General features: G+C 63.2%; 18 protein-coding genes. 8 read left to right on the top strand and 10 right to left on the bottom strand.

Features of this window, described 5'->3' with window-relative positions:
- Positions 1-71 precede the first annotated feature (71 nt).
- Complete coding sequence (locus G9465_RS19930; protein ID WP_166973593.1) at positions 72-1178, top strand: Gfo/Idh/MocA family protein; 1107 nt, start codon at positions 72-74, stop codon at positions 1176-1178.
- Positions 1179-1197: 19 nt separating this feature from the next.
- Here the strand turns inward: G9465_RS19930 and G9465_RS19925 are convergent, their stop codons facing one another.
- The gene (locus G9465_RS19925) at positions 1198-2280 is read right to left on the bottom strand and encodes a Gfo/Idh/MocA family protein (RefSeq protein ID WP_166973590.1); all 1083 of its coding nucleotides are present in this window, start codon (positions 2278-2280) and stop codon (positions 1198-1200) included.
- Positions 2281-2503: 223 nt separating this feature from the next.
- Here G9465_RS19925 and G9465_RS19920 point away from each other — a divergent pair, with 223 nt between their 5' ends.
- Entirely contained in the window at positions 2504-3433 is a 930-nt protein-coding gene (locus G9465_RS19920; protein ID WP_166973587.1) for a DMT family transporter, read from the top strand.
- Positions 3434-3476: 43 nt separating this feature from the next.
- Here the strand turns inward: G9465_RS19920 and G9465_RS19915 are convergent, their stop codons facing one another.
- Positions 3477-4292 carry a sugar phosphate isomerase/epimerase gene (locus G9465_RS19915; RefSeq protein WP_166973584.1) on the bottom strand — a complete coding sequence of 272 codons (816 nt, stop codon included), beginning with the start codon at positions 4290-4292 and terminating at the stop codon, positions 3477-3479.
- A gap of 55 nt (positions 4293-4347) precedes the next feature.
- A complete protein-coding gene (locus G9465_RS19910) occupies positions 4348-5199 on the bottom strand; it encodes an aldo/keto reductase (protein WP_166973581.1) in 852 nt (283 codons plus the stop codon).
- A 727-nt stretch (positions 5200-5926) separates the two neighbouring features.
- Here G9465_RS19910 and G9465_RS19905 point away from each other — a divergent pair.
- Positions 5927-6178: a hypothetical protein gene (locus tag G9465_RS19905; protein WP_166973578.1), complete on the top strand. Its 252-nt coding sequence runs from the start codon at positions 5927-5929 to the stop codon at positions 6176-6178.
- Positions 6179-6268: 90 nt separating this feature from the next.
- The gene (ppsA, locus tag G9465_RS19900; RefSeq protein ID WP_166973575.1) at positions 6269-8557 is read left to right on the top strand and encodes a phosphoenolpyruvate synthase; all 2289 of its coding nucleotides are present in this window, start codon (positions 6269-6271) and stop codon (positions 8555-8557) included.
- Between the two features lie 361 nt (positions 8558-8918).
- On the opposite strand, the gene G9465_RS19895 is transcribed toward ppsA, so the two are convergent.
- Both G9465_RS19895 and G9465_RS19890 read right to left on the bottom strand, forming a co-directional pair.
- On the bottom strand, positions 8919-9197 hold the full coding sequence (locus tag G9465_RS19895; RefSeq protein ID WP_166973572.1) for a hypothetical protein: 279 nt from the start codon (positions 9195-9197) through the stop codon (positions 8919-8921).
- Positions 9198-9660: 463 nt separating this feature from the next.
- The gene (locus tag G9465_RS19890) at positions 9661-9888 is read right to left on the bottom strand and encodes a hypothetical protein (RefSeq protein WP_166973569.1); all 228 of its coding nucleotides are present in this window, start codon (positions 9886-9888) and stop codon (positions 9661-9663) included.
- Between the two features lie 79 nt (positions 9889-9967).
- Here G9465_RS19890 and G9465_RS19885 point away from each other — a divergent pair, with 79 nt between their 5' ends.
- Positions 9968-10699 (top strand): SDR family NAD(P)-dependent oxidoreductase, encoded by a 732-nt coding sequence (locus G9465_RS19885; protein WP_166973566.1) that lies wholly within the window; start codon positions 9968-9970, stop codon positions 10697-10699.
- A gap of 202 nt (positions 10700-10901) precedes the next feature.
- Here the strand turns inward: G9465_RS19885 and G9465_RS19880 are convergent, their stop codons facing one another.
- The 3 genes from G9465_RS19880 to G9465_RS19870 all read right to left on the bottom strand — a co-directional run bounded on the left by G9465_RS19880 (position 10902) and on the right by G9465_RS19870 (position 13990).
- Positions 10902-11771, bottom strand: a complete 870-nt coding sequence (locus G9465_RS19880) for a universal stress protein (protein WP_166973563.1) — start codon at positions 11769-11771, stop codon at positions 10902-10904.
- A 145-nt stretch (positions 11772-11916) separates the two neighbouring features.
- Entirely contained in the window at positions 11917-13644 is a 1728-nt protein-coding gene (locus G9465_RS19875) for an adenosylcobalamin-dependent ribonucleoside-diphosphate reductase (protein WP_166973560.1), read from the bottom strand.
- Between the two features lie 106 nt (positions 13645-13750).
- The gene (locus G9465_RS19870; protein ID WP_166973558.1) at positions 13751-13990 is read right to left on the bottom strand and encodes a universal stress protein; all 240 of its coding nucleotides are present in this window, start codon (positions 13988-13990) and stop codon (positions 13751-13753) included.
- Between the two features lie 140 nt (positions 13991-14130).
- On the opposite strand from G9465_RS19870, the gene G9465_RS19865 reads away from it, so the two are divergent.
- Entirely contained in the window at positions 14131-14520 is a 390-nt protein-coding gene (locus G9465_RS19865; RefSeq protein WP_166973555.1) for a VanZ family protein, read from the top strand.
- Positions 14521-14637: 117 nt separating this feature from the next.
- Here G9465_RS19865 and G9465_RS19860 read toward each other — a convergent pair whose 3' ends face one another.
- Entirely contained in the window at positions 14638-14787 is a 150-nt protein-coding gene (locus G9465_RS19860) for a hypothetical protein (protein WP_166973553.1), read from the bottom strand.
- Between the two features lie 1598 nt (positions 14788-16385).
- Between G9465_RS19860 and G9465_RS19855 the strand changes: the two genes are divergently transcribed.
- Positions 16386-17660 (top strand): orc1/cdc6 family replication initiation protein, encoded by a 1275-nt coding sequence (locus G9465_RS19855; RefSeq protein ID WP_229783130.1) that lies wholly within the window; start codon positions 16386-16388, stop codon positions 17658-17660.
- Between the two features lie 527 nt (positions 17661-18187).
- Here G9465_RS19855 and G9465_RS19850 read toward each other — a convergent pair.
- On the bottom strand, positions 18188-18865 hold the full coding sequence (locus tag G9465_RS19850; RefSeq protein ID WP_166973548.1) for a TIGR00266 family protein: 678 nt from the start codon (positions 18863-18865) through the stop codon (positions 18188-18190).
- 393 nt (positions 18866-19258) lie between these two features.
- Here G9465_RS19850 and G9465_RS19845 point away from each other — a divergent pair, with 393 nt between their 5' ends.
- Positions 19259-25600 carry a malectin domain-containing carbohydrate-binding protein gene (locus G9465_RS19845; RefSeq protein WP_166973546.1) on the top strand — a complete coding sequence of 2114 codons (6342 nt, stop codon included), beginning with the start codon at positions 19259-19261 and terminating at the stop codon, positions 25598-25600.
- Positions 25601-25661: the final 61 nt, after the last annotated feature.

Here is a 25661-nt window from a genome sequence, read left to right as displayed (position 1 = left end):
GTGGGTATGCAACGACACGACCGTAACTGGACGGCATCGTTCGATACGCCGGTCGGCAAGCGAGGTCACTGATGACGCTCGACGTCGCCTTCCTCGGCTACGGGTTCATGGGGAAGGCCCACGCGAACGCGCTCGCCCGCCTGCCGATGTTCTTCCCGGACGCACCCGAGGTGAACCGCTCGGTACTCGTCGGCCGGACCGAGAGCGCGGTCCGGTCGGCCGCCGACAGACTCGGGTTCGACCGAGTCGAGACGGATTGGGCGGACGCCCTCGACGACGTCGACGTGCTCTACAACCTCGGACCAAACAGCGTCCACGTCGACCCGACGGTTCGGGCACTGGAGAACGACGTCCACGTCTTCTGTGAGAAACCGCTCGCGCCGACGCTCGACGGCGCTCGGGAGATGGCGGCCGCGGCCGAATCGAGCGACGCGATAGCGGGGGTGGCGTTCAATTACCGCTATCTTCCGGCGATACAACTCGCGAAGCGGATGCTCGACGCCGGCGAGTTCGGCCGGATACGTCGGTTCCACGGCCAATACCTGCAGGGCTGGCAGGCCGACCCCGACGACGAGTGGACGTGGCGAAACGACGAGGCGAGCGCCGGCAGCGGTGCCGTCGGCGACGTCGGCGCTCACACTATCGACCTCGCTCGGTTCCTCGTCGGCGACCTCGAACGGGTCTCTGGCCACCTCGAAACGTTCATCGACGAGCGTCCGACCGGCGACGGTGAGAGGGAGCCGGTCACGACCGACGACGAGTACTCCGCCCTCGCCGCCTTCGAGAACGGTGCGATGGGCGTCTTCGAGGGGTCCCGGGTGGCAACGGGGCGAAAGGGCGACAACACGGTCGAGGTGTACGGGTCGAAGGGCGGCTTCAAGTTCTCGATGGAGCGGCTGAACGAACTCGAAGTGACCACCGAGACGACCGACGGCATCGACCGCATCCTCGTCACGGAGGACGACCACCCGTACATGGACGCGTGGTGGCCGACCGGCCACATCATCGGCTGGGAGCACACCTTCGTCCACGAGAACTTCGAGTTCCTGTCGGCTATCGCAGACGGGGGACGCTACGAGCCGAGTTTCGATGCCGGGCTTGCCGCACAGCGCGTCGTCGACGCCATCGAGCGAAGCCACAGTCAGGAGACGTGGGTTTCTCTGCGTCGACGGGAGTGAGAACCGGACTACGACCGCGTCAGTCGTCGGTGCGCGGCGTCTCCCCGCGATAGGTCCGGAACAGGTCGACGATGACGCGCAGGTCCTCTCGCGCCTCCGCGAACGTCGTTCGGACCGGGGACTCGTCCTCGGTGCACTCGATAAAGTACGCCAGTTCTCGCTTGAACGGTTCCTCGTACGATGGCGTCTCCACCGTGTCTGTCAGTTCTTCGAGCCCCTGTTTGATGCGGAGTTCCGTCGGCGTGTTCTTGATGAACGGGTTCGAGAAGTCGATGGAGACCATCCCGTCCGGCGAGTCGACGCGGATGAACTCCTCGAACCACTTCCGGTCGGAGTCCCCGGTCTCTAAGATGCACTCGGTGCCGTCCTCGTAGGTCATGTGTGCCGTCGCGTAGCGGCCGTCGGCCAGCACGTTCACGTGGTCGATACGCTCGACGTCGCCGAACAGCCCTCGGAGCGCGTTCACGTCGTGACAGACGTGTTCGAGTTGGAAGTCGTAGGCGTCGACGAGCATCTCGTCGTCCGTGCCGATGGCCTGCTCGATGTCGGCCTGCCGTTTGGCGCCGCTCTCCTCGATGACTGACTCGGGTGGCGAACCGGGGACCAGATCGTACACCTCCTCGACGATTCGAAAGTGGTCGGGGTCGACGTCGTAGGCGGTGACGAGGTCTATCTCGTCTAACTCGCCGACGACCTCCTGGGCTCGCTCGTAGGACGGGTCGTAGCGTTTCATGTAGGCGACCATCGCCGTCGCATCGCTCGCCTCTGCCGCTTCTACCATCCTGTTTGCGTCTTCGAGCGTCGTCGCGATCGGCTTCTCGATCAGCGTGTGGATGTCCGCACCGAGCGTATCGACGGCGACATCGGCATGTGCGTGTGACGGCGTGAGGACGATGACGGCGTCAAGTTCGTCACCGACGTCGGCGAGGAGTTCCTCGTGTCCCGCGTACACGTTCGGGACGTTGTACCGCTCTGCGAGCGTCTCCGCTCTATCCTCCGCAGGGTCGGCGAAGGCGTGGAGCTCTGCCGCCTGTAGCTCGGCGAGGTAGGGGATGTGCATGACTTGTGCGACGAGGCCGCAGCCGACGATTCCAAATCGCATTGTCCGCAATTCTCTGTGGTGATGTTTATACTTTCTGGTGGCCGCGGTCCGGCCACTGCTGGTGTGTTGACCGACCGTCCACAGGAGTAACATTGATACAGTGAGCCAGAGACGTTCCGGCACCAGTTCCGACAATCATGAGCACAGAGACAGACCGCCACGATAGATCACGCATCGAGACGCCGACCGACAGCCACGACGGCCCGACCGAACAGCGGCGACGATGATCGTCGAACTCAGCGCAGCGCTCGCACTACTCGCATCGGTTTTCTCGGGGCTGCAGGCCATCAGCGTCGAGTACGGCCTATCGATCGGGGAGTACGACGACGACCGATCGCCCGCGCTCGCGGCCGCCTTCATCAGTATTCTCGTCAGCGTCCTCGTCTTCTGGGGCCTGTTGTTCGTCCGAGGTGCCGCGCTCGGTTCGCTGACGATCGAGACGGCCGCACCATTCGTCGTCGCAGGGCTCGCGAACCCGGCGGCGTTCCGACTGCTGTACTTCCAGAGCATCGACCGCATTGGCGCGCGCGTCTCCGCGGCCATCGTCAGTGCCAACCCCGCCATCGCCGCGATACTCGCCGTGCCGCTGTTTGGTGAACCCTTCACTGTGGTCTCGGGTATCGGCCTGCTGTGTATCGTCGGCGGCGGCGTCGTGTTACAGGTCGCAGAGGGCGCAGACGAGTCACACGACGACCTCCTCGTGGAGGAACTCGCGAGCGTCGGCGTTCGTGACCTCGTTCTCCCCGTCGGAGCGATGCTTCTGCTCGGCTGTTCGTTCGTCCTCGTGAAGATCGGACTGAACGGCTACGGTAACACGCTGGTCGGGACCGCTGTCGGACAGACGTCGGCGCTCGTCGCGTTCGTGTTGCTGTTTGGCACCTCCAGCGCGTCGCGCCGTCAGGTCGGTATCCGCGACCGAGTGGCGCTCGTCGCGTTCACCCTCGCGGGCGTCTTCGTCGCGGGGAACTGGCTCGCGTGGTTCTCCGCGCTTCGCATCGGGACCGTCGTGACCGTCGTCCCGCTCTCGAACGTCTACCCGCTCGTCGTCGTCGCGCTCTCGTATGCTATCGCACGACAAGTTCCGCAGTCGCCCCGCGTTCTCTCCGGCATAACGAGCATCGTCGTCGGGGCGACGCTGATGCAGTTAGCCTGAGACTGGTCCGTCGGGGTCCGAGGAGACGACCGAACTCGCCGTCTCACTCAGCGGTAAGTTGTCGCCAGTAGTCGTAGTTCTCCATCGCGTGGACGAGCGGCTTTTCCGTCTGGTTCTCCATCTCGATGGTGTAGTGACCGTCGTAGCCGACCGTCTCCAGCGCCTCGTAGACCCCAGCGAAATCGATGATGCCCTCGCCCAGATCTGTGAACGAACGGAAGTAGTTGATGACGTTGTCGAGGTGGAAGTCCCCCTCGGTGAGACTGTCACGAACGTCGGCGAAACCGGTCGGCGGGGCCACGTCCTTGAGGTGGACGTACGCGATGTCGTCGGCGAACCGCTCGATACCGTCGGTCACGTCACCGTCGGGGAAGTTCTCTCCATAGGGGTAGTAGTGGGCGGTGTCCCAGAGGAGTTCGAGGCCGTCGACGGCGTCGAGCAAGTTTCGGACCTCCGCCGCGTTCTCGACGTGGGTCGCGCCGTGGTGGTGGACGAGCGGCGTCACGCCGGCGTCGGTCGCCGCCTCGGTTATCTGGGTGAACCACTGTTGGACTGTCTCGTCGTCCTGTCGCCCACGCTGTGGTGGCAAGAGCCCGAGATACTCGGCGCCGAGGTCGGCGACCCTCGGCACGTCGTCGACGACTCGGTCGACAGCCGCCTCGGTTTCGAGCCACTCGCTCATCACGCAGTAGATGTCGAGGTCGTTCTCCTCGAGTAGCCGTCCGACTGTGTCGAACCCCATCGTCCTGATCTTTTCGATGCCAATCTCTGCGCCGTCGTACTGACAGGCAGCGATGTCACGGAGCGCCCGGTCGATGTCCGTCGCGTCGTACATGATAGTCGTGTATCCAACGCCCATACACCATCAGGGAGCGTGAGACGGTAAATAGGTTCGGGTACCCTCAAACTCAGCGCTACCAACTCATCCAGTCTGGGTCTTCACAGCGATGGGTACGCTCGATGTCGTCGATGCGCGCGATGTCCTCGGCGTCGAGGTCGACCGAGAGCGCCTCGAAGTTGTCCCGGAGGTGGTCGACCGAACTCGTCCGCGGGATAGCAGCGACGTCGTCTTTCGAGAGAAGCCAAGCGAGGGTCACGACCGCCTCGGAGACGCCGTGTTTCTCCGCGACCGCCGAGATGGCGTCCACATCGAACACTTCTCCCTGTGCCAACGGCGAGTACGCGACGACCTGCGTGTCGGTGTCCGAGAGGAAGTCACGGAGTTCGTCCTGTTGGAGCAGTGGGTGCATCTCCACCTGCAGGGCGTCGATGGGGACGTCTACGAGGTCCCGAGCGAGTTCCATGTCCGCTATCGTGTAGTTGCTCACGCCGAGATGGTCGACGACGCCGTCCTCGACGTACTCTTCGAGAACCGGGAGGACCGTCTCGATGTCGCCCTGGCTGCGCGGCCAGTGGTGATACAGCAGGTCGATGCGCTCTAGTCCGAGGCGGTCGAAGCTCTCCTCGACGGCGCGGTGGACGTAGGACTCGGTCTTCTCTGGCTCCTCGAAGTGTGCGACCTTCGTGGCGACGAAGAGGTCGTCCCTGTCGACGTCGCTGTCCGCGATAGCCTCCCCGACCTCTCGTTCGTTCTCGTAGAGTCGGGCAGTGTCGAGGTGCCGGTACCCAACGTCCAGTGACGCCGCGATGGTGTCTCGTCCTGCCTCTCCCGTGAGGGAGTACGTTCCCAAGCCGAGCCGTGTCTGTTGGTCGAACACGTCTTGGCTTTCTCGGTCGAGGATTAAATCTGTGACGGGTACGGTCATCACTCGGGCCTTAGCGGGGCCGCGACATCGCTGATACCGGTCGATGCGACTGCTCCGGAGTCTACAAGGTGGTCGCGTCCCCGACCCATACGAGCGGGAGCCGTGCGATCGTAATAATCCGACTACACAGGTACCGGAATCACTACGTCTGTGGGTTGGTGCCGTTCAAACCCACTGTTCGCGTAGTGCGAACGCATTCGGCATGGGAAGATAACATACGTACACTCGTTATTATCGTTGCGGCCGGTGGGGAGACCTGAGACAGTCCATCGAATCCGCCGTCTGCGGTCCGACATGCGGTCCCGTAGGGCGGATGGAGTTCGCTCTATCAGCGAACCGTCGGAACACTGTCGACCACAGCGTTCGTCAGTAGCGAACACAACCGCCACACGTGAACGTATAGCAAGGCATGGTCACAGCCACCCTGACCGGTCGGTCGCTGCCGACGTGGAACGGTGCGGGCGGCGTGTCGTTTCTGTGGCCGAGACCGCCGCGTCACAGGGGACTGGCGTCACAGGCGTGCCTATCGTGCCGGGTCGTATTCCGACCGTTCGTCCCGATTCCCCCTCCTGTCCGACGGCAGCGTCCCCGTCGATGCGTGACTTCGCGGCCGCATTCGTTCGGCCTATGCGAACTACCAACACTTCGAACGGTGGTCGACCGAGTGCAGGCTTCCGGTTCCAGAGCGTATGTATCAGCTGCCGGTAGCGGACCGTCTGAGTTGAGAGTGGCGCCCGGCGACGGCATTCGTCGAAGGCACCTCGCCGGCATCGACGGCTTCGAAGAACGCGCCGACACACTCGAGCGCCTCGGTGACACGCCCGGCATCCACGACGACACCGGTGACGACGCGGTCGCTCACGACCGCAAGGGGACACCCGTCGAGACGTTCGATAGGTTTCCGGCAACAATCCCCGATAGGGGGATCGCTGACGGGAGGCCGGTGACTGACGGCGGTGACGCTTGGCCGGAGCGGTAGGTCGAACCTTGTCCTGTCGGCGCACTCATCGGTCGTGTGACGGCTGCCCAGCACGGAATTTATATATCGGTAGGTCGGTATCGTAGATACATGCCAGTAGCTTGGTTGAGTGCGATTAGTACCAGCGACGTCGATAGCGCCGGTGGCAAAGGCGCCTCGCTCGGCGAGTTACGCGACGCGGGGCTTCCGGTGCCCCCCGCATTCGTCGTCACCGCCGAGACGTACCGGGCCTTCATCGAGGAGGCCGGCATCGCAGACGACCTGTTCGAGGCCGTCGACGTCGATAGCGAGGACTCCGCCGCCCTCGCGTCAGCCGAACAGCGAGCGCGCGAACTCATCGTGGATACGGACATCCCCGAGCGCGTCGAGTCGTCGATTCTGGCCGCCTACGACGACTTCGAGGGTGACCCGTTCGTCGCGGTCCGCTCCTCGGCGACGGCCGAAGACTTGCCCGACGCCTCCTTTGCCGGCCAGCAGGAGACGTTCCTCAACGTCGACCGGGCGGACCTGCTGGACCGAATCAAGCGATGCTGGGCGTCGCTGTTCACCCAGCGGGCCATCTACTACCGCGACCAACAGGGCTTCGACCACGAAACCGTCGACATCGCCGTCGTCGTCCAGCGGATGGTCGACGCCGAGAAGTCCGGCGTCATGTTCACCCGGCATCCCTCGACCGGTGAGCCCGAAATCACCGTCGAAGCCGCGTGGGGCCTCGGCGAAGCGGTCGTCTCCGGTGCCGTCTCGCCGGACAACTACTCCTACGATCGCGAGGCGGAGTCCATCGAGACAGTGACCGTCGCGACGAAAAAGACCATGCACGTCCGCGACGACGAGACCGGTGAGACGGTCGAACGGTCGGTTCCGGACGAAAAGCAGGACGAACGCGTCCTCGACGAGACGGAACTGGCAGAGCTACATTCCCTCGGGGAACTGGTCGAGGACCACTACGACCAGCCACAGGACGTCGAGTGGGCCACCAGCGACGGCAGTATCTACCTCCTCCAGTCGCGGCCGATAACGACTATCGAGGGGTCTGCCGACGAGTCTCGTAACGACCACGCCGATACGGACAGTGGCGAATCCGGTACCAGCGACGTACTCGTCGACGGACTCGGTGCGAGTCCCGGCACGGTCACGGGCACGGCCCGCGTCGTCGGCACGCTCGACCAACTCGATAAAGTCAATCAGGGAGACATCATCGTCACGGAGATGACGACGCCCGACATGGTCCCCGCGATGAAACGAGCCGGAGCGCTCGTCACGGACGAGGGCGGGATGACGAGTCACGCGGCCATCGTCTCCCGCGAGCTCGGCGTCCCTGCGGTCATCGGGTCCGAGAACGCCACCTCGACGCTGACCGACGACCAGATGGTATCGGTCGACGGTGACCGCGGCGTGGTCGCCGACGGACACAGGGAGCCTGCGACCGACGGCGAGCCACAGTCGGCGTCGAGTGGCCGACCCGACGGGTCGGCCGGCGGCACCAAACCGATGACGGCGACGGACATCAAGGTCAACGTCTCGATTCCCGAAGCAGCCGAGCGAGCGGCCGCGACGGGCGCCGACGGCGTCGGTCTGCTTCGGATGGAGCACATGGTGCTGTCGACGAACAAGACGCCCCAGCAGTACGTCGACGACCACGGCGAAGAGGCGTTCGTGAACACCCTGACAGACTCCATGCGGACCGTCGCCGAGGCGTTCTATCCACGGCCCGTCCGCGTTCGGACGCTCGATGCCCCCTCCGACGAGTTCCGGCAACTGGAGGGCGGCGACGACGAACCGAGCGAACACAACCCGATGCTGGGATATCGCGGCATCCGCCGGTCGCTAGAAGAGCCAGAGACCTTCAAACTCCAGTTGCGCGCGTTCAAGAAACTCTACGAGATGGGGTACGACAGTCTGGAGTTGATGCTCCCGCTGGTGACCGACGCCGAAGACGTCCACCGAGCGACGGCGTTGCTGCGAGAGGTCGGTATCGACCCCGAGAAGCGCGACTGGGGCGTGATGGTCGAGACGCCTGCGAGCGCGCTCTGCATCGAGGAGCTCTGTGAGACGGGGCTGGATTTCGTCTCGTTCGGCACGAACGACCTCACCCAGTACACGCTCGCCGTCGACCGCAACAACGGTACGGTCGCGGACCGCTACGACGAACTCCACCCGGCGGTGATGGGGTTGCTCCACGACGTCATCGAGACGTGCCGAGAGTACGACGTATCGACGAGTATCTGCGGGCAGGCGGCCTCGAAGCCGCGCATGATTCAGGAACTCGTCGACGCCGGCATCACCTCCGTCAGCGTCAACGTCGACGCCGTCCACGACGCCCAGCGCGAAGCCAAGCGCGTCGAACAGCGCCTCATTCTCGAATCTGTTCGGGATTGAGGGCAGACGCCAGACGGCTACTGGCCGATGCTGAACCAATGGGGGGACGACCACATCGACGAAGGGGCGCATCGATAGCGCAGGCCACTCGCTTCACAGTTCGAATTCGGCCTTGTCGCTACGATACCCAGACGTAACCATACGCTGCGTCCGTCCACCACGTGTGTCGATAGTTTAGGGATAGTACGAATACGCAGACACAGATGTCCGCAGATACCACATTTCGCTATCGAAATAGAACACAAAATGTTCAAATTTGCACATATTGGGGCGTATAACCGAATTTCTGTCCAAATCCGGATTGCCGTTCTCTTCTACCGACGGCTAGCTGTAGGAGTGTATATAACACCCACAGGAGGGATTATTCCGAGTCGAGGGCCGCAGCGATAGCCGTCAGTTCGGCCTTGCGGAAGGGGCGTTCGGCCACCGCCGGGTCGTCATCTTCGGTTTCACCGAGACACCGCAGTATTCCGGCCCGCATCTCCGGTTTCGGTGGGAGTCGGTTCGAGTCGACGTCGTGGCCGACGGCCTCACAAATCGCCGCGAGGGCCTCCTTGGTGAACGCCGTCGACTCGATGCGTTCGTATCGTCCCACTGCCTGTCGAATCTCGTTCCGGAGTTCGTCTACGGTCGGTGACATACGTCGAATGAGGCCCGACACCGACCTGTAGGTTCTGGTTTCTCCGCACCGACGTCTGCACGAAGAACCGTGACAGACGGGCGGGCGATAAGTCCGTCCGTCGGGCCTATCGGACGGAGTCTACTGGTGTACCACAGAAAGCACCTCGTACCGGTTTGCCGTTCTCCGCGGCAGTACGTTCAGAGAGGCCCTACCAGCCACCTGCGTCGAGTAGGGAGTACTAACAGACGTACTGTTGTGAGGTTTTTCCGCCGTCACAGATATAAAGTACGGCTGCTCGCGAGATTCGCCGACGGATTCGAGTAGACTAGTTACACCTGCTCGGATCGAGAGATGGACGAATGCCGAGGTCGGTAACGACTAGCCGCAGTTGTCACTTCCTCACCGCCTCCAGTCGACCACGTTCCGGTTCGAGTGCGGAGTTCGTTACGATTCTCCGAGTCCAGACGCGGAGTGTGGTCTCTCACGTCAGCGACTCCGTCGAGACGAGTTCCCGGGCCGAGACGCGCTCGGCAGTGACGAACCGTGGGCGAGCGACGGAGCGGTCAGACAGGGTGCTCTCGGAGGCAAGAGAGCGCGCTACCGACCACGCCGGAGCGGCCCGTACGACCGGCCGGTTCGGCGATTCCGCACGAGACATCACGGATACGCGGAGAACCACGACGCCGACAGCGTCGTAATCGGTCGTCACGGCCAATCGTTGTCGTCCCGTGAGAATTACGCCCATCCTTTTTCTCGCTGGTCGTAGTATTCTCGACTCGGAGTAACCCATGGAACTCGACGGAAAAACCGCGATCGTCACGGGCGGGTCATCGGGCATCGGGCGGGCTATCGCCGACGCGTACGTCGACGCCGGCGCGGACGTCGTCATCGCGAACCGGACGGCGTCCGAGGGAGAGGCCGCCGCGGGCGACCTCGGCTGTCGGTTCGTACAGACGGACGTCTCGGAGTACGCGCAGGTCGAGTCACTCGTCGAGGCGACCGTCGACGAGTTCGGCGGACTCGACGTGATGGTGAACAACGCCGGCATCGGGAGCGAGTCGACAGTGACAGAGATGGAACTCGACGAGTGGGAGCAGGTCGTCAGCATCGATCTCGATGGCGTCATGTACGGGACGAAGACGGCCCTCCCTCACCTGATGGAGTCCGAGGGCAGTATCGTCAACATCGCCTCGATATACGGCCTCGTCGGCGGGAAAGGCGCTGCGGCGTACTCGGCGGCTAAGGGCGGTGTCGTCAACTTCACTCAGCAGGTCGCCGTCGACTACGCGGACGACGGGGTCCGGGTCAACAGTATCTGTCCTGGCTTCGTCGAGACCCCGATGACCAAACCGCTGCTCGAAACCGAACGGTTCTACAACTACGTCAAGGGGGAGACGCCGATGAACCGGCCTGCACAACCGGCGGAGATCGCCCCGATGGCGGTGTTCCTCGCTAGCGACCACGCCTCCTACATCACCGGCGCGAACATCCCCATCGACGGCGGGTGGACGGCACACTGAGACTGACCGGCGACGTCGTCTCGCGGGTGACACGGTCATCTTGCCCGCCGGAGAGTGCCGGGACGGCTCATCGACAACCTGCGGTGGCACTCACAGACAACGTGGACGGGTGCGACGCCGGTACGACCGGCACCGTCCTCGGAACGGTGTACAAAGACGGGACCGCCGACCCGCTCACTTCCGTCCGGCCGAAGTCGGTGCCTCACTCGCTGTCCGCACCTTTCACGGTCAGGACGGGAACCTCACTCAGTCGGACTACGCGCTCGGTGACGCTCCCGAGGAGATACCGGTCGATTCCGGTTCGGCCGTGTGTCCCCATCACGATACAGGCGACCTCGTTGTCGGCCGCGTAGTCAGTAATCGCACGATGTGGCCGTCCGTTCATCAAGGAGGCTTCGATGGTCGAAACCCCCGCGTTCTGGGCGGTGCTGATGACGTCGTCTATCGCCCGTTCACCGGCATCTTCCAGCGCCGCCATGACCTGCCCGACGTTGACACCGTCAGGAACCACCCCAACGTCGACCACGTGGACGATGTGAAGTGCCGCCCCCGTCGACAGTGCGAACTCGATTGCGTCGTCGGCAGCCACCCGTGAACTGTCGCTGCCGTCGGTCGGAACCAGCACCGAGTCGAACGCCCCTATCTTCGTCTCCTCGTGGACGGTCAGGACCGGTATCGGTGACTCGCGGAGCGTCTGTTCTGCGACGCTTCCGAGGACGAATCGGTCCAGCCCCGTCCGACCGTACGTCCCCATCACGATGCAGTCGACGTCGTGTTTGCCGGCGTAGGCGATGATGTTCTCGTGAATCTGTCCGGACGTATCGATTACCGTCGACGTGGTCTCGGCGCCCGCTGCCGTCGCCGTCTCCACGATATCTGCTATCGCCGCTTCACCCGAGTGAGCGAGCGCTCCCGCATCCTCGTCTACGACGTCAGGCGGGAGTTCGAAGGGTTCGAGGACGTGGATCACGTGGAGCGTCGCATCGAACCTGTCTGCGAGGGTGATCGCCGCGTCCGCCGCGGCAGTGGCGACGTCGCTTCCGTCGGTCGGAACGAGGATAGTATCGAACATGGCCGTCTAGTAGACCTGTCGGTCGTCCACGGCGTAAGTCATGTGACTAGTTCTCACTCGTCGGGAACAGTGTCCCGAGCATGGTATCGCCTCCGCTCGTGTCCTGCCGTCTCGTGTATCATCGGTCGGTCCACGCTACCGCGAATCAGTGTTGGGGAGTGGTGTACGCACACTCTCCCACACACTGCTCCTTGCGTGGGTCGTCACCGAGCACTTGTTCGCTCTTGGCACCGCTCCTGAAGACGGTGACACCCTTGAGCCCGAGGTCTCGGGCGGTGAGAAACAGGTCCTCGACGTCGCCGATAGACGCAGACCGTGGTAAATTCACCGTCTTGCTGACCGCGTTGTCGACGTGGTCCTGAAACGCGGCCTGAACGCGGAGATGGTGGGCACCGGAGACGTCGTGTGCCGTCTGAAAGAGCGGTTTCACGTCGTCGGGAATCCCCTCGACGTCCTGAATGGAGGTCCGACCGTGGACCGCCTCCAGTAAGTCCTCCGAGTAGAACCCCCGCTCTTTCGCCATGTCGACGAAGCGGTCGTTGACGACCGCTAAACCGCCGAGAACGTGCTTCGTGTACGCGACGTTGTATATCGGTTCGATGCTGGCCGAACAGCCGGCGATGAGTGATATCGTGCCCGTCGGCGCGATAGTCGTCGTCGTCGCGTTGCGCATCGGTCGCTCTCGTGTCGAGTCCGCCCAGTTCGGGAACGGGCCGCGTTCTTCCGCGAGGTCCCTGGAGGCGGCCCACGACTCGTCGTGGACGAACGACATCAGGTCGCGCCCGAATTCGACGGCGTCCGAGGTGGCATACGGTATGCGGAGATCGACGAGCATATCGTGAAACCCCATGATGCCGAGTCCGATCTTGCGGTTGGCGTTCATTATCTCTTCGGTCTCGCTGACGGGGAACGCGGACCGCTCGATGGCATCGTCGAGGAACCGGACGGCCAGATGGACTGTCTCGCGGAGTTTTGCCCAGTCGACCTCGCCGTCGGCGGTGTGGGTCGCGAGGTTGATCGACCCGAGCACACAGGCTTCGTATGGCAGCAAGGGAACCTCACCGCAGGGATTCGTGGCTTCGAGTCGGCCGAGAGCCGGGGTCGGGTTGTGCTCGTTGATAGTGTCGAGAAACAGCATCCCGGGGTCACCGGTGGCCCAGGCCATCTCGGCAATCCGGGCGAGGACGTCGGTCGGGTCCATCTGGTCGACGACCGCCCCCGTCCGAGGATTGACGAGGTCGTATCGCTCACCGGAGTCGTAGGCCTCCCAGAACGGTTCGTCGGTCCCCACCGAGAGGTTGAAGTTCCGTAGCGTCCCCTCGTCGGCCTTCGCGGTCACGAACCGCTCGATGTCAGGATGTGTCGCGTCGAGAACGGCCATGTTAGCGCCGCGCCGCCGGCCACCCTGTTTTATCTGTTCGGTCGCACTGTCGAATATCTGCATGAAACTCACGGGGCCGGAGGCCACACCGCCCGTCTTCATCACGACGTCGCCCTGCGGACGCAGGTTCGAGAAATCGAACCCGGTCCCGCCGCCGCTCTGGTGGACGAGTGCGGCCTGCTTGAGGGCGGTGAAAATCGAGTCGAGCGAGTCCTCGATCGGTAACACGAAGCAGGCGGCCAGCTGCTCTATGTCAGTTCCCGCGTTCATCAACGTCGGCGAGTTCGGCAGGAAGTCGAGGCCGCTGAGCGCGTCGTAGAACGCTTCCTCCACGGCGTCGACGTCGCCACCGAACGCTTCTTCGGCCGACGCGACGTCACGCGCGACTCGGTGGAACAGTTCGTCTGGCGTCTCGACGACTGTCCCGTTCTCGTCTTGGCGAAGGTAGCGGCGTCTGAGAACGGTTTTGGCCACCGTGTCTAGAGTTGTCATACCGCAGACTAGGGGAGAGTGCTTATTAAGCGGTTGGCAGAGATCAGCGCCACGCGTCACAGAGGATACTCGGCGGGCGCGGACCGCGAGTGCTGCTGCCTGTTCATCAGATCGGAACGACCGGCACCTCCGCCGCCCGGATGACTCGGTCAGTGACCGACCCCATGTGGGGCGCTTCGACGCCTGCCGCGCCCCGCTTGCCCATCACCACGAGGTCGATGTCGTGGTCGTCGGCGTACTCCAGAATCACCTCGTGTGGCAGTCCGCGAAGCACGGACGTGGTCGATTCGATGCCACGTTCTGCATCGTCACTTCCGTCGGTCGGGACGAGGATGTTCTCGTACATACCGATGTCTTGGTTGTGGACGCCCATGAGTAGACCGTCAATTCTCACCACACAGAAACGACTGACGCCACGCCGAACAGCGGTACAAAGACCCGCCCCGCCCCCAGTAAGTTCAAACCGGTTCGGAACAGAAATACAGTATGCGCTCTCGGTACGCTGACTCTCGGTGGACACTGGTTGTCGTCTCGACGCTCGTGCTCTGTCTCGCCGCGTTCGTTCCCTCCCCGATCGAGCGTCGGCCAGAGTGGGAGCGAATCGGTCCGGACAAGTTCTTGCATCTCGTCGGCCACGGCGCGTACGCGGTAGTTGTTGCCGACGCAGTCGCCGCTGGCCGGTGGTCCGATCGGGAGGCCGCTATGCTGGCGGTCTGTGTCTCGACGCTCCTCAGTCTCGTCAGCGGACAGCTCCAGAACTACGTTCCGGGACGGGCGTTCGAGCTCGCAGACGTCGTCGCCGGGTTGTTCGGTTCGCTTCTCGCAATATCCGGCTGGTACGCCGTGAACGGGACGTCGTCCGTTGTCGACGATTGAGCGGATGCTGGCGGCTCATCGAGCGCAGGAGACGTATCTGTCGGCCCCGTAGCTGTCACCGCCATGTCTACGACGACTGGTCGCCCGTGACAGCGGCCTACGAATCGTAGCGGAGCGCTACTCCGAATACCCCTCTTGCAGAAACGTCCCCTCTGTCTCGTACATCGAGACCAGCTCCTCGATGAGCTCCTCCAGAGATTCGTCTTCCTCTAGGTGGCTTTCGAGTCGTTCCCTGAGTTCGTCACTGATTTCGAGCGTGTACGTCATTCTGAGTGTCTCCGGTCACCGCTGGTTCTGTGTACGGACACCACTGTCTTATACTCTGACGTTAGTACGCGCCCGGGACGGTTCAAGAAACAGTGACGGTGAGCCGAGAGTCCGAGTCTCCAACCGTTGCCGGCCGCGACTGGGCAGACGGGAGACGACGTCGCTGTCACCGGTGGCGAATATGTCGGTAGCCGTGTCCTCGCTTTGCCATCTCTATCTGAATACGGACGGATATCTATCACTCGCTCCGTCAATCGGAGATCCGTTCTTCGACGGGGCGAGATGGACGTTCGTTTTCATTCGTCGTCGATCAAATAGGCGTCGTCGGAGCCGTTTTTCGAGCAGACGGCTCTAACAAAAATATCGAGGGTAGGATACCGTTTTCGTCGGGGCTTTGAGGGAGAAATAACGGAGCGTCGGTGCAACTAGTGGCGATTGTCCGTTGTCGAGTGGATAGGTGGGTGGACGTGAGTGGATAGGTGGGTGGACACGAGTGGGTAGATGGGCGGCCGAAACGCGAAAACAACGAGGCCCTGAAGCCGTTCCCACAGCAGCGCTTCGTGCGAAGAGGTCGAGACGAGAGAAACCAGTGGACGATTTCGATTCGAGTAACTGGTTCCTCGTCGGATCGCGTTTCAGCACTGCCGTGGCCAGCAACCCGCGAGAGAGCGGTCGGATTCGGCAGGTCCCGAAGACGGGTACACACCCCTCTATCGATGTGTTTTCGCGCCATCCGGACAGAGTGTGTATCTTCGAGGCGTCCATCGAGAGGAGACATTGGGCCTCAAACGAGGACGTGAGACAGACACCCCTCTATCGATGTGTTCCATCCGTCGGTACGAGAGACAACACGGCGGTCGAGACAGAGACAGTCCTATCGAGAGGGGCTTCGTTGCCCGATATCACCTGTTTCGAGCGGTGAGACGGCTGACTATGCGGAGCGTGACGGCCGATGCCCGTAGCGTTGATAGCCCGGTTCGGAGAGCGGTGTTCGAACACTTCGAACACATCGATAGAGGGGTGTGTGTGTGTCTAGTGTTCTAGCTAGACTAGAAGAAGAAGGGAACACCGAATCGACAGCAACCGTCGGCAGTGGGTGTGTGACACCTTCTCTTGCTAACTCGGCGAGTAGGCCGTCTCTCTATGTCCGTCGCTGCTCTCGAGTTCTCTCGGCAACGCTTTGCTCCCCCCTCCCCACCTCTCGCTCGAACACTTCGATAGAGGGGTGTGTCTGTCCCTGCTGTCATCTCTCTTCGGCGTCCGAAACACTTCGTCAGCCGTTCTCCTCTCTCTTAGCCACGCCTGACTAACTCGGTGAATCTCCGAGATAGAACCGTTCCGCAGGTAGAACACACTTCGATGGAGGTGCCAACACTTTTGGTACGCCCGTGTTTGGGTCACGTATGGACACAGACGACTCCGAACACTCCCGAGATCGGCCGGGGTCCTCGGCCGACGACGTGACACGGGACGACCAGTCCTCGGGAGTGTCACCGTCTGCAAGCGACGCCGACCAGACTCCCGTCGACACCGAGGGGCAGACAGCGGAGTCCGAGACGGAGTTCGAAACCCAGTCCGAGTCCCAGTCTATCGAGGAGATGCTCCTCGAGTTCGACGAACAGGAGGGGTTGATTCGGGAGCGGACGTTGCTCGACCCGAACTACGTCGTCGAGGAAGACCGTATCGTCGGCCGGGACGAGCAGTTACAGGAGGTCACGAAGATGCTCCGGGTCGCACTCGGCGACAACCGGCCCCCGAATCTCTTCCTGTATGGCCCATCGGGAACGGGCAAGTCGCTCATCACGAAGGCCGTCTGTAAGAACATCAGCCAGATCTGTGAACCGCGGGACATCCGATTCGGGACGATAGAGGTCAACTGCCAGGATCTGGACACGCTTGGCGTCGCCGTGTACGAACTCGTCTCCCGCGCTGCGGACGAGGCTGGCGTGGAGGTACAGGTCCCGAAACACGGCGTGGCGACCAAGGAGAAGTGGGACGAACTGTTCCGTATCGTCGACGAGAACTTCGATTCGCTGGTCTTCGTCCTCGACGAACTCGATATGCTCGTCGGTCGGCGGGACAAGCAAGATCCCGCGTTCTCACGCCTTCTGTATCAACTCTCGCGCGCGGGCGCAGACGGCGAACTGGAGACGTTCATCTCCGTCGTCGCGATATCGAACGACACGAAGATGATGGAGTCGGTCGGGAGTCGGGCGCTCAGTTCGTTCACGCCCGAGGACGTCCACTTCGGGGACTACGACGCGAACCAGTTGCAGGCGATTCTCCGCAGACGGCAGGACGCCTTTTACGACGACGTCCTCGACGACGACGTCATCCCGCTTGCGGCCGCGTTCGCGGCACAGACCCACGGCGACGCCCGGAAGGCCATCGACCTGATGCGCGTCGCCGGCGAACTGGCCGAACGGGAGGGCGACGAACGCGTCAACGAAGCACACGTCCGCGAGGCACAGGACAAGGTAGAGAAGAACCGGGTTCTCGAAGTCGTCCGCGGAATCAGCACCCAGAAGAAACTCTGTCTCTACGCGACGGCCGCCGTCGCGGCGGAGTCCAACAGCGGTGCGGCACGCAGTACGACCGGCTACAAGGTCTACCAGTTCCTGACGGATTCGATAGACGCCGACCAGTACCACCAGGAGACGTACGTCAACAAGATGAAAGAGCTGACGACGTACTCGCTCGTCGACTTCGAACGTCGGAGCCACGGCCCGAGTTCGGGGATGTTCCTCGAGTTCCAGTTCGGCGAATCGCCGGCGACGATTCTGGAGACGCTTCGCGAGGACTCCAGAATCGAGATGGTGTCTCAGGACGAGGTGGCGTCTGTCGTGAAAGCGCAGTTACGAAACGAGGGGTAGCCCTCGGCCCGCCGCACACACCTCTATCGAAGTGTTCACCGGCGAATCGAACCACGCGTTCGCCGATGTGGCTGCGCTACCCGCCGACCCCATCGACACACCCCTATCGATATGTATTCTCGCAATAAATGGCCTATACTCCTCCAATTCGACGTTTCTATCGTCTACAAACCGGGACGAACCGCACTCGCAGAACGGCGCCTGCAGGGGGGTGCCTGCCCGGCCAATCAGCGATACACACCCCTCTATCGAAGTGTATCCAGCGCGGCCGATTATGGGGTGGGGGAGACACCTGTATCGATGTGTTCGAGACGTCGTCGAACGCGGGATTGCACTGGGATGGTCGAACGCCGACTTGCGGTTCGAACCCGAGTGTAGCGAGAGCGACTTTCCTGGAGCTAACCAACAGAACCGCCCCTATTCGCGCGATTGTTGGTTAGCTAGGCCCCCACTCTTGACGATTACTGTCGTTCATTTCGATACCGGTCCGACGACCGGCCGTACAAACGCGGCGGATAGCGACGCTACTAAGTGCTGCTGGAGGTCGGCAACTTCGGAATCAACCACGAGAGGAAGGCGTCCGGGCTTCGCGTCTGGGTCCAGACGGTTCCCTCGCCGCGGAACTCACAGACGAGGCCCTCCCCGCTGAACAGTGTCGACTTGAGGCCGCCGACCTTCTGGACGTCGAAGTCGAGCGATTCCTCGAACGCCACGATGTGGCCGGTGTCGACGACGACGGGGTCGCCGTTCGTCACGGTGAGTTCGTCGATGGCGCCGTAACTGGCGATGAACGCGGGCCCGGTTCCCGATAGCGTCAGCAGGAACAGGCCTTCCCCGCCGAAGAACGTCTTGCCGCCCCCGAACTCCGTGTCGACGTCGATCGCCGGGTCCGAGGCGACGAACGACGTCGACTGGACGAACAGCGTCTCGTCGTCGAGTTCGTGGTGCTGGATATCGCCCGGTAGTGCCGGTGCGAGACGAAGCGTGCTGTCCTGTGAGGCGGTGAACGTGTTCATGAAAAACGATTCGCCGCCCAGCACCGACCGGGAGAGTGACTTCAGGAGTCCCCCTTCAGCCTTCGTCTCGACGTCGATGCCGGCAGTGTGGCTGACCATCGCACCGCCTTCCGCTCGGACCGACTCCCCCGGTTCGAGCGAGAGGTTCAACTGGGCGTACGACGGTTTGTGGGGTATCTCGTACTCCATGGGATTCCGTTCGCTCAGATGACACATAGTCGTGCCGCTACGGGCATACTCGGGTGTAGCGGGGGAATCGTCGACGCGTCGTCCGGGGCTAATTCGCCGACCGGCCACACCACACCCGCCGTTGCACGTCCTACCGACGTCACGACTCCAGCCGTGGCCGACCGCAGGACGGTGATAGATTGATAACTACGTGACTAGTGACTGGGAAAGAGTGGTAGCGAGACGTCACGTTGTGCTGCGTAACCCGCCTGTAAGCAACCGGTTTCGTTACACGAGAGTGGGATACACGGATTCGTGATGCGAAATTATCAGCGTTCTAATCCTATGAAACCGGTCTCTGACTGGCTTTCAGGCGGCCTATTCTAAGATACCTATCCTTCGACGGTAGCTTCGATGCCAGACAGAAGTCTCAAACGGCAAACGCTGGCAGTCACACTATCAGTACTCACAGTACTGTCGATCGTCGCCGGCGGCACCGCCGGGGCGTTCGTGACTGCACCGGAAGCGAACCCAGTCCAGTATCAGGTTGCGAGTGATAGCTCACTGTACCGCGTGAACGCGGGTGGGTCGACGGTGGCCGCGATCGACGGCGGCGCCGACTGGACACCACCCGGGTCGACGACGGGGGTGACAGTCAGTGGGAGTACGAGTACGTTCAGCACGAGCGATACGATAACGCTCGATAGCACTGTTCCGGACAGCACGCCGTCCGAAGTGTTCCAGTCCGAACGCTACGGGGACCAGCAATGGGACTTCGACGTGACTGCCGGACAGAGTTACGAGGTCCGGTTGTACTTCGCCGAGATATTCGCAACCTCCTCGGGTGCCCGTGAGTTCGACGTGACCATCGAGGGCGAGCAGGTGCTGAACAACTACGACATCTACGCCGACGTCGGCCACGACGTTGGCACGATGAAGTCGTACACGGTGACGCCATCCGACGGAACGCTCGACGTCGACTTCATCACCGAGGTGGACAACGCGAAGATTTCGGCCGTCGAAATCGTCCCGACTGAACCGCAACCGGACGAACTCGGCGCGTCGCCCGACAGCGTCGACTACGGCAGCGTCGTGACGGGGAACAGTGAAACCGACACGGTGACGCTGACGAACCTCGGGAACGCGAGCAACAGTTCGCACCCGGACATCACCATCGACAGCGTCACGCTGACTGGGGCGAACGCCAGTCAGTTCTCGCACGATTTCTCGGGCAGCGTCACGCTCGCGCCCGAAGAGTCGACGACGGTCAACGTGACCTACTCGCCGGATCAGGTCGCCATCCACGAGGCGACGATGGAGGTCAGCCACAGCGGGACCAACTCGCCCGTCACGGTCAACCTGACCGGCGAGGGCGTTAGCTCCGCTGACCCTGACTTCTCCAAGAGCACGCTACAGGGTTTCAGCGCAGGCAACCCGACCGCGCTAGAGTTCGGCCCCGACAACCGCCTGTACGTCTCGACGCAAGGCGGGACGCTCTACGCGGTCGAGATCAATCGAACCGGCGAGAACAGTTATCAAGCGACCGACGTAGAGCAGATAGACGCCATCAACGACATCCCGAACCACGACGACTTCGGGAACTACAACACCGGTGAGAACAACCGGCAGGTGACCGGCCTCACGGTCGGGGGGACGGCCTCCCAACCAGTCGTCTACGTCACGTCGAGTGACCCATCGATAGACGTCGGCACTGACGACGACGACACGGACACGAACTCCGGGGCGCTCTCACGCCTCACGCTGTCGTACACCAACGAGAACATCTCGAACGTCGACCACGACGTGATGGTCCTCGGGCTACCGCGCTCCGAGGAGAACCACTCGCCGAACGGCGTCGATCTCTCCAACGACGGAGACACCCTGTACATCGCGCAGGGCGGCCACACCAACAAGGGCGCACCGGGCGACAACTTCGGCCACACGCCGGAGTACGCGCTGTCGGGCGCCATCCTCGAGATAGACCTCGCACAGATCGAGGCCAACTACACGGCGAAGAACCTCCAGAACTACGACCCACAGGGAAGCACCCAGTCGTACCCCGACCTGTCGTTCTACTACGCCATCCCGACGATTCAGAACGACGACGCGACGGACGGTGACGACCTGCCGTTCGGCGGGAACGACGGCATCAATCAGGCGAAACTCGTCGAGGGCGGCCCGGTCCAGATTTACTCGCCCGGCTATCGGAACCCCTACGACCTCGTCGTGACCGAGAGCGGTCAGGTCTATGCAGGCGACCACGGGCCGAACGGCGGCTGGGGCGGCCAGCCAGCCGACGAGAACGGCAACATCGTCGCTGACGCCGAAAACGTGACGAACCACCCCAACGAGGACGGGAGCTTCTCGACGAGCGACCAACTCATCAAGGTGGACGAGGGTGACTACGGCGGGCACGCGGCGCCCATCCGTGCGAACCCCACGCAGGCGGACATCTACGACGCAAACGGGAACGTCATCTTCGACATCAACGCGTCGAACTCCCCGGTCCCGTCGAGCATGGTGAACCCGGTGGAGGCCGACTACATCCCGCCGACGAGCAACTCGCCCGACCCGGGAGCGCCCGCGGGGAGCGCGAACACGCTCGAAGACACGAACGGGAACAAGGTCCTGTTCGGTCCGACCGGTGCGACCGACGAGTACACCGCCTCGAACTTCGGCGGAGCGATGGACGGCGACCTCCTGCAGGTCGAACTCGGCGGTGACGTCGAGCGTGCCGAACTGAGTTCCGACGGGACGACCGTCACCAACGTCGAGACGATAGGCAACACCGGCGGTCCGCTGGGTCTCGACACGGTCGGTGACGACGAGAAGTTCCCCGGGACGTTCTGGACAGCCAACCACGGTGGCAACGACGTCACCATCTTCGAACCGGTCGACTACAACGGCACTGACGGCGGAACCGAGTGTACGGGTGCCGACGACGCGACGCTCGACGAAGACGGCGACGGCTACGACAACGCCGACGAGCTAGACGCGGGGTCGGACCCCTGCTCGTCGGCGTCGACGCCGGCCGACTTCGACGACGACAAGACGTCGAACGTCAACGACCCGGACGACGACAACGACGGCCAGCCCGACACGTCCGACCCGTTCGCCGTCGACCCGGACGACGGGACCACGACGACCCTCCCGGTCCAGCACGACCTCTCGGAACTGAGCCTGTTCGGCGAGAACGCAGCGCTCAACGACGACTCCGGGCAGGGCTGGACGGGCCTGATGACGAACGGTCAGGACGACTATCAGGACCTCTACAACACCTCGAAGATGACCGTCGGCGGGGCCGCCGAGGTCCTGACGGTCGAAGAGGTGCCCCAAGGTGACGCGTTCTCGACGACGAACACCCAGCAGTACGCGTTCCAGTTCGGCGTGAACCCGCCGGACGAACCGTTCACCGTCGAGACGACGGTCGCCTCGTTCCCGGAGAACCCGGAGGACTTCCAGTCCGCCGGGATATTCGTCGGGACCGGTGACCAGTCGAACTACTCGAAACTCGTCGTCGCGGCCGACGGCGGCAACGGCGGCATCGAGTTCGCTCAGGAGGAAGACGATTCGTTCACCCATCAGACCTCGCCGAACGTCGTCAGTGACAGCGCCGTCACGGGCAACGACACGACGCTGTACCTGACGGTCGACCCGACGCTCGACCCGCTTCCCGGTAACGGCGAAGACGAAGTCGCGCTGAACGCATCCTACGAGGTCAACAACCAGACGACGGACATCGGAACGGCGGCGATTCCGGCGAGCTGGCTCGACACCTCGGACGGTAGCGGCCTCGCGGTCGGTGTCATCTCGACGTCTAACGGCGCGAGTTCGACGTTCCCGGCGACGTGGACCGACATCTCCGCCGAGTACGTGACGCCCCCCGCGAACCAGGCACCGATTGCCGACGCGGGCGACGACCAGACGGTCGACGAAGGCACGTCGGTCACGCTCAACGCCACCGGGTCCTCCGACCCGGACGGTGACCAACTCGGGTACACCTGGACCCAGACGGCAGGCCCCGACGTGAGCCTGAGCGCCAACGACGCACAGGAACCGACGTTCACCGCGCCGGAGGTCAGCAGTGACGAGACGCTCACCTTCGAAGTGAACGTCTCCGACGGGCAGGACTACGACACGGACCTCGTGAACGTCACGGTGCAGGACACCGACACCGCGACCGGCGAGGTCGTGTTCGCGGTGAACTCCGGCGGCAACCAGTACACGGCCACCGACGGCACGGTGTACGCCGCCGACAAGAACTTCACCGCCGGCAGCACCTACAGTATCGACTCCACGACGGAGATAAACAACACCGACGACGACCTGCTGTACACGACCGAACGCTACGGTGACCCGTTCGGCTACGACGTGCCGGTCCAGAACGGGACCTATCAGGTCACGCTGAAGTTCGCCGAAATCTATCAGGGCGTCTCGCCGAACGACTCGCCGGACTCCTCGGGGCCCAGCGACGGCACGAACGAGAACGACCGGCTGTTCAACGGGAGCATCGAGAACGACCAGAAGTTCACGAACTTCGACATCTTCGCCGAGGTCGGCACGCTCAACGCGACCGAGAAGACCTACACGGTCGAGGTCACCGACGGCCAACTCGACATCGACTTCGAGGCGACCTACGACAACGCGAAGATATCCGCTATCAAGGTCACAGAGGTCGAACCGGCACCGACCGGGACCAGCGCCGACGTGACGGTCACCGAGAACGGTGGCGTCGACGCGAGCACCTACTCCGGTGGGTCGTTCAGCGTCACCAACACCGGTGATGACAACATCTCGTCGGTCCAAATCGACCTGAGCGAGAGCGCGATTCCCGACGCGGTGTTCGACCCCAACGGCACCGCTGGTGACTCGACGGCGAAGGGCGTCGTCATCGACAGCGAGTCCGGTGACGGCGTCGGCGTGGTCACGACCGACTCCGCGACGGTGTTCAGCCAACCGCACAACGGCGTCGACGACGCCGAAGGCTACGACGTGCTGACGCTGGAGTTCACCGACTTCGAGGCCGGCGAGACGGTGACGTTCTCGACGGACATCGACCCGACGACCATCAAGGGCGCCTCCACGACCGGCGGCGCCGGGTCGGTCTCGGGCCTCGAACTCTCGGGCTCCGCGGTCACGGTCTCGTCGAGTAGCGGGACCGTCTCGAACGACCTGTACACCGACGGCTCCGCCGGCGGGTCGCAGGCCAACGTGAGCGCCACGTCCTCGACCGCACCCGTACTCGGCGTCGAGGGTGTCACGCTCGGCGCGACCGACTTCCCGGCTCACGAGGCCGCGACGGTCAGCGACCAGCAGCAGAACCTCACGCTGAGCGGACCCGCGGGCGCGACGGTGAATCTGCTCACCATCGAAGCGAGCGAACCGCCGTCGGACGGCTACGACGTGGACGCCTACGAGGCCGACAACGCCGAAGTCGTCAGCAACCAGACGGTCACGCTCGACTCGACCGGGCAGGCCACGGTCCCGGTCACGCTCGACACGACGAACCTGAACTACTACCAAGCCGCCGTGCAGGACGGTCCCGTCGCGACGGGAACCGTCTCCCAGACGGTCATTCTGGAGTACGACGCCACCGCGGCTACGGGCAACACCAGCGCCAGCGTGGCGGTGACGCCGAACAGCGGTATCGAGGCGAGCACCTACGGCTCCGGGTCGTATCAGGTCACCAACACCGGTGACACGAGCATCACGACGGTTCGGATAGACCTGAACGAGACGGTCCTGCCGGACATGGTGTTCGACCCCAACGGCACCGCTGGCGACAGCGCTGCGAAAGGGTTCGTGCTCGACAGCGGCGACGTCACCGTCGAGAGCGTCGAGTACACGAACTTCCACAACGGCCAGAACAACAGCGCGGGCTACGACAGTCTGGTCGTCACGCTCTCGGGCTTCGAACCGAGCGAGACGATGGCGTTCTCCATCGACAACGACCCGACCAGCATCAGTAGCACGACCCTCGGCTCGCAGGCCGCGGGTCCGGTCTCCGGCCTCGAACTGTCCGGTGGCACCGTCTCGGTCGGTGCGGAGTCGACCGGGATGCACGAAGCGACGCTCGTCGGCGACGGCAGTGCCGGCGGGTCACAAGCCACGGTGCTGAACGACACCGACGAGTCGCCGCCGAGCATCGACGTCGACGACGTCTCGCTGTCCGCGACGACGCTGTCCGACCGGCACACCGCGGCGACGGTGTTCGACGAGAACCAGACCGTCAGCATCTCCGGTGCGCCCGCGAACGCGGACGTGACGCTCCTCCGCATCGAGGGCGAACTGAACCTCTCGAACGTCCCCGACCCCTACGAAATCGAGGACTACGAGGCCAACAAGGCGGTCGACGTCCAGTACTACTCGACGACGACCGACTCGACCGGCACGGCGACGGTGGACGTCATGCTGACGAACTCCACCGCCGAGGGCGGTCAGAACTACTTCGTCGCCTACGTGGAGGAGCCCAACGGCGACACTGGTCCGACCTCGGACTACGTTATCCTCCAACTCGCCGACGGGCCCGGTCCCATCGGTGACTTCGAGAACGCGCCGACGGACCCGGACGGCGACGGCAAGTACGAGGACGTCAACGGTGACGGCTCGGTGAACGTCGGGGACGCACAGGCGCTGTTCGCGAACTCCGACGACCCGGTCGTGCAGGACAACGTGGAGGCGTTCGACTTCAACGAGGACGGTTCGGTGAACGTCGGGGACGCACAGGCGCTGTTCGCCAACGGACTGGAGGCCTGATCAGCCTCGGCTCCACCTCGCCCCGGCGTCACTCCAGAGGCACGCTGTCTCCGCCGGACCG

Source organism: Haloarcula sp. JP-L23 (assembly GCF_011602445.1).
GTDB lineage: Archaea > Halobacteriota > Halobacteria > Halobacteriales > Haloarculaceae > Haloarcula > Haloarcula pellucida.
The sequence above is the reverse complement of the archived record's forward strand: the minus strand, read 5'-3'. Positions and strand labels throughout refer to the sequence as shown.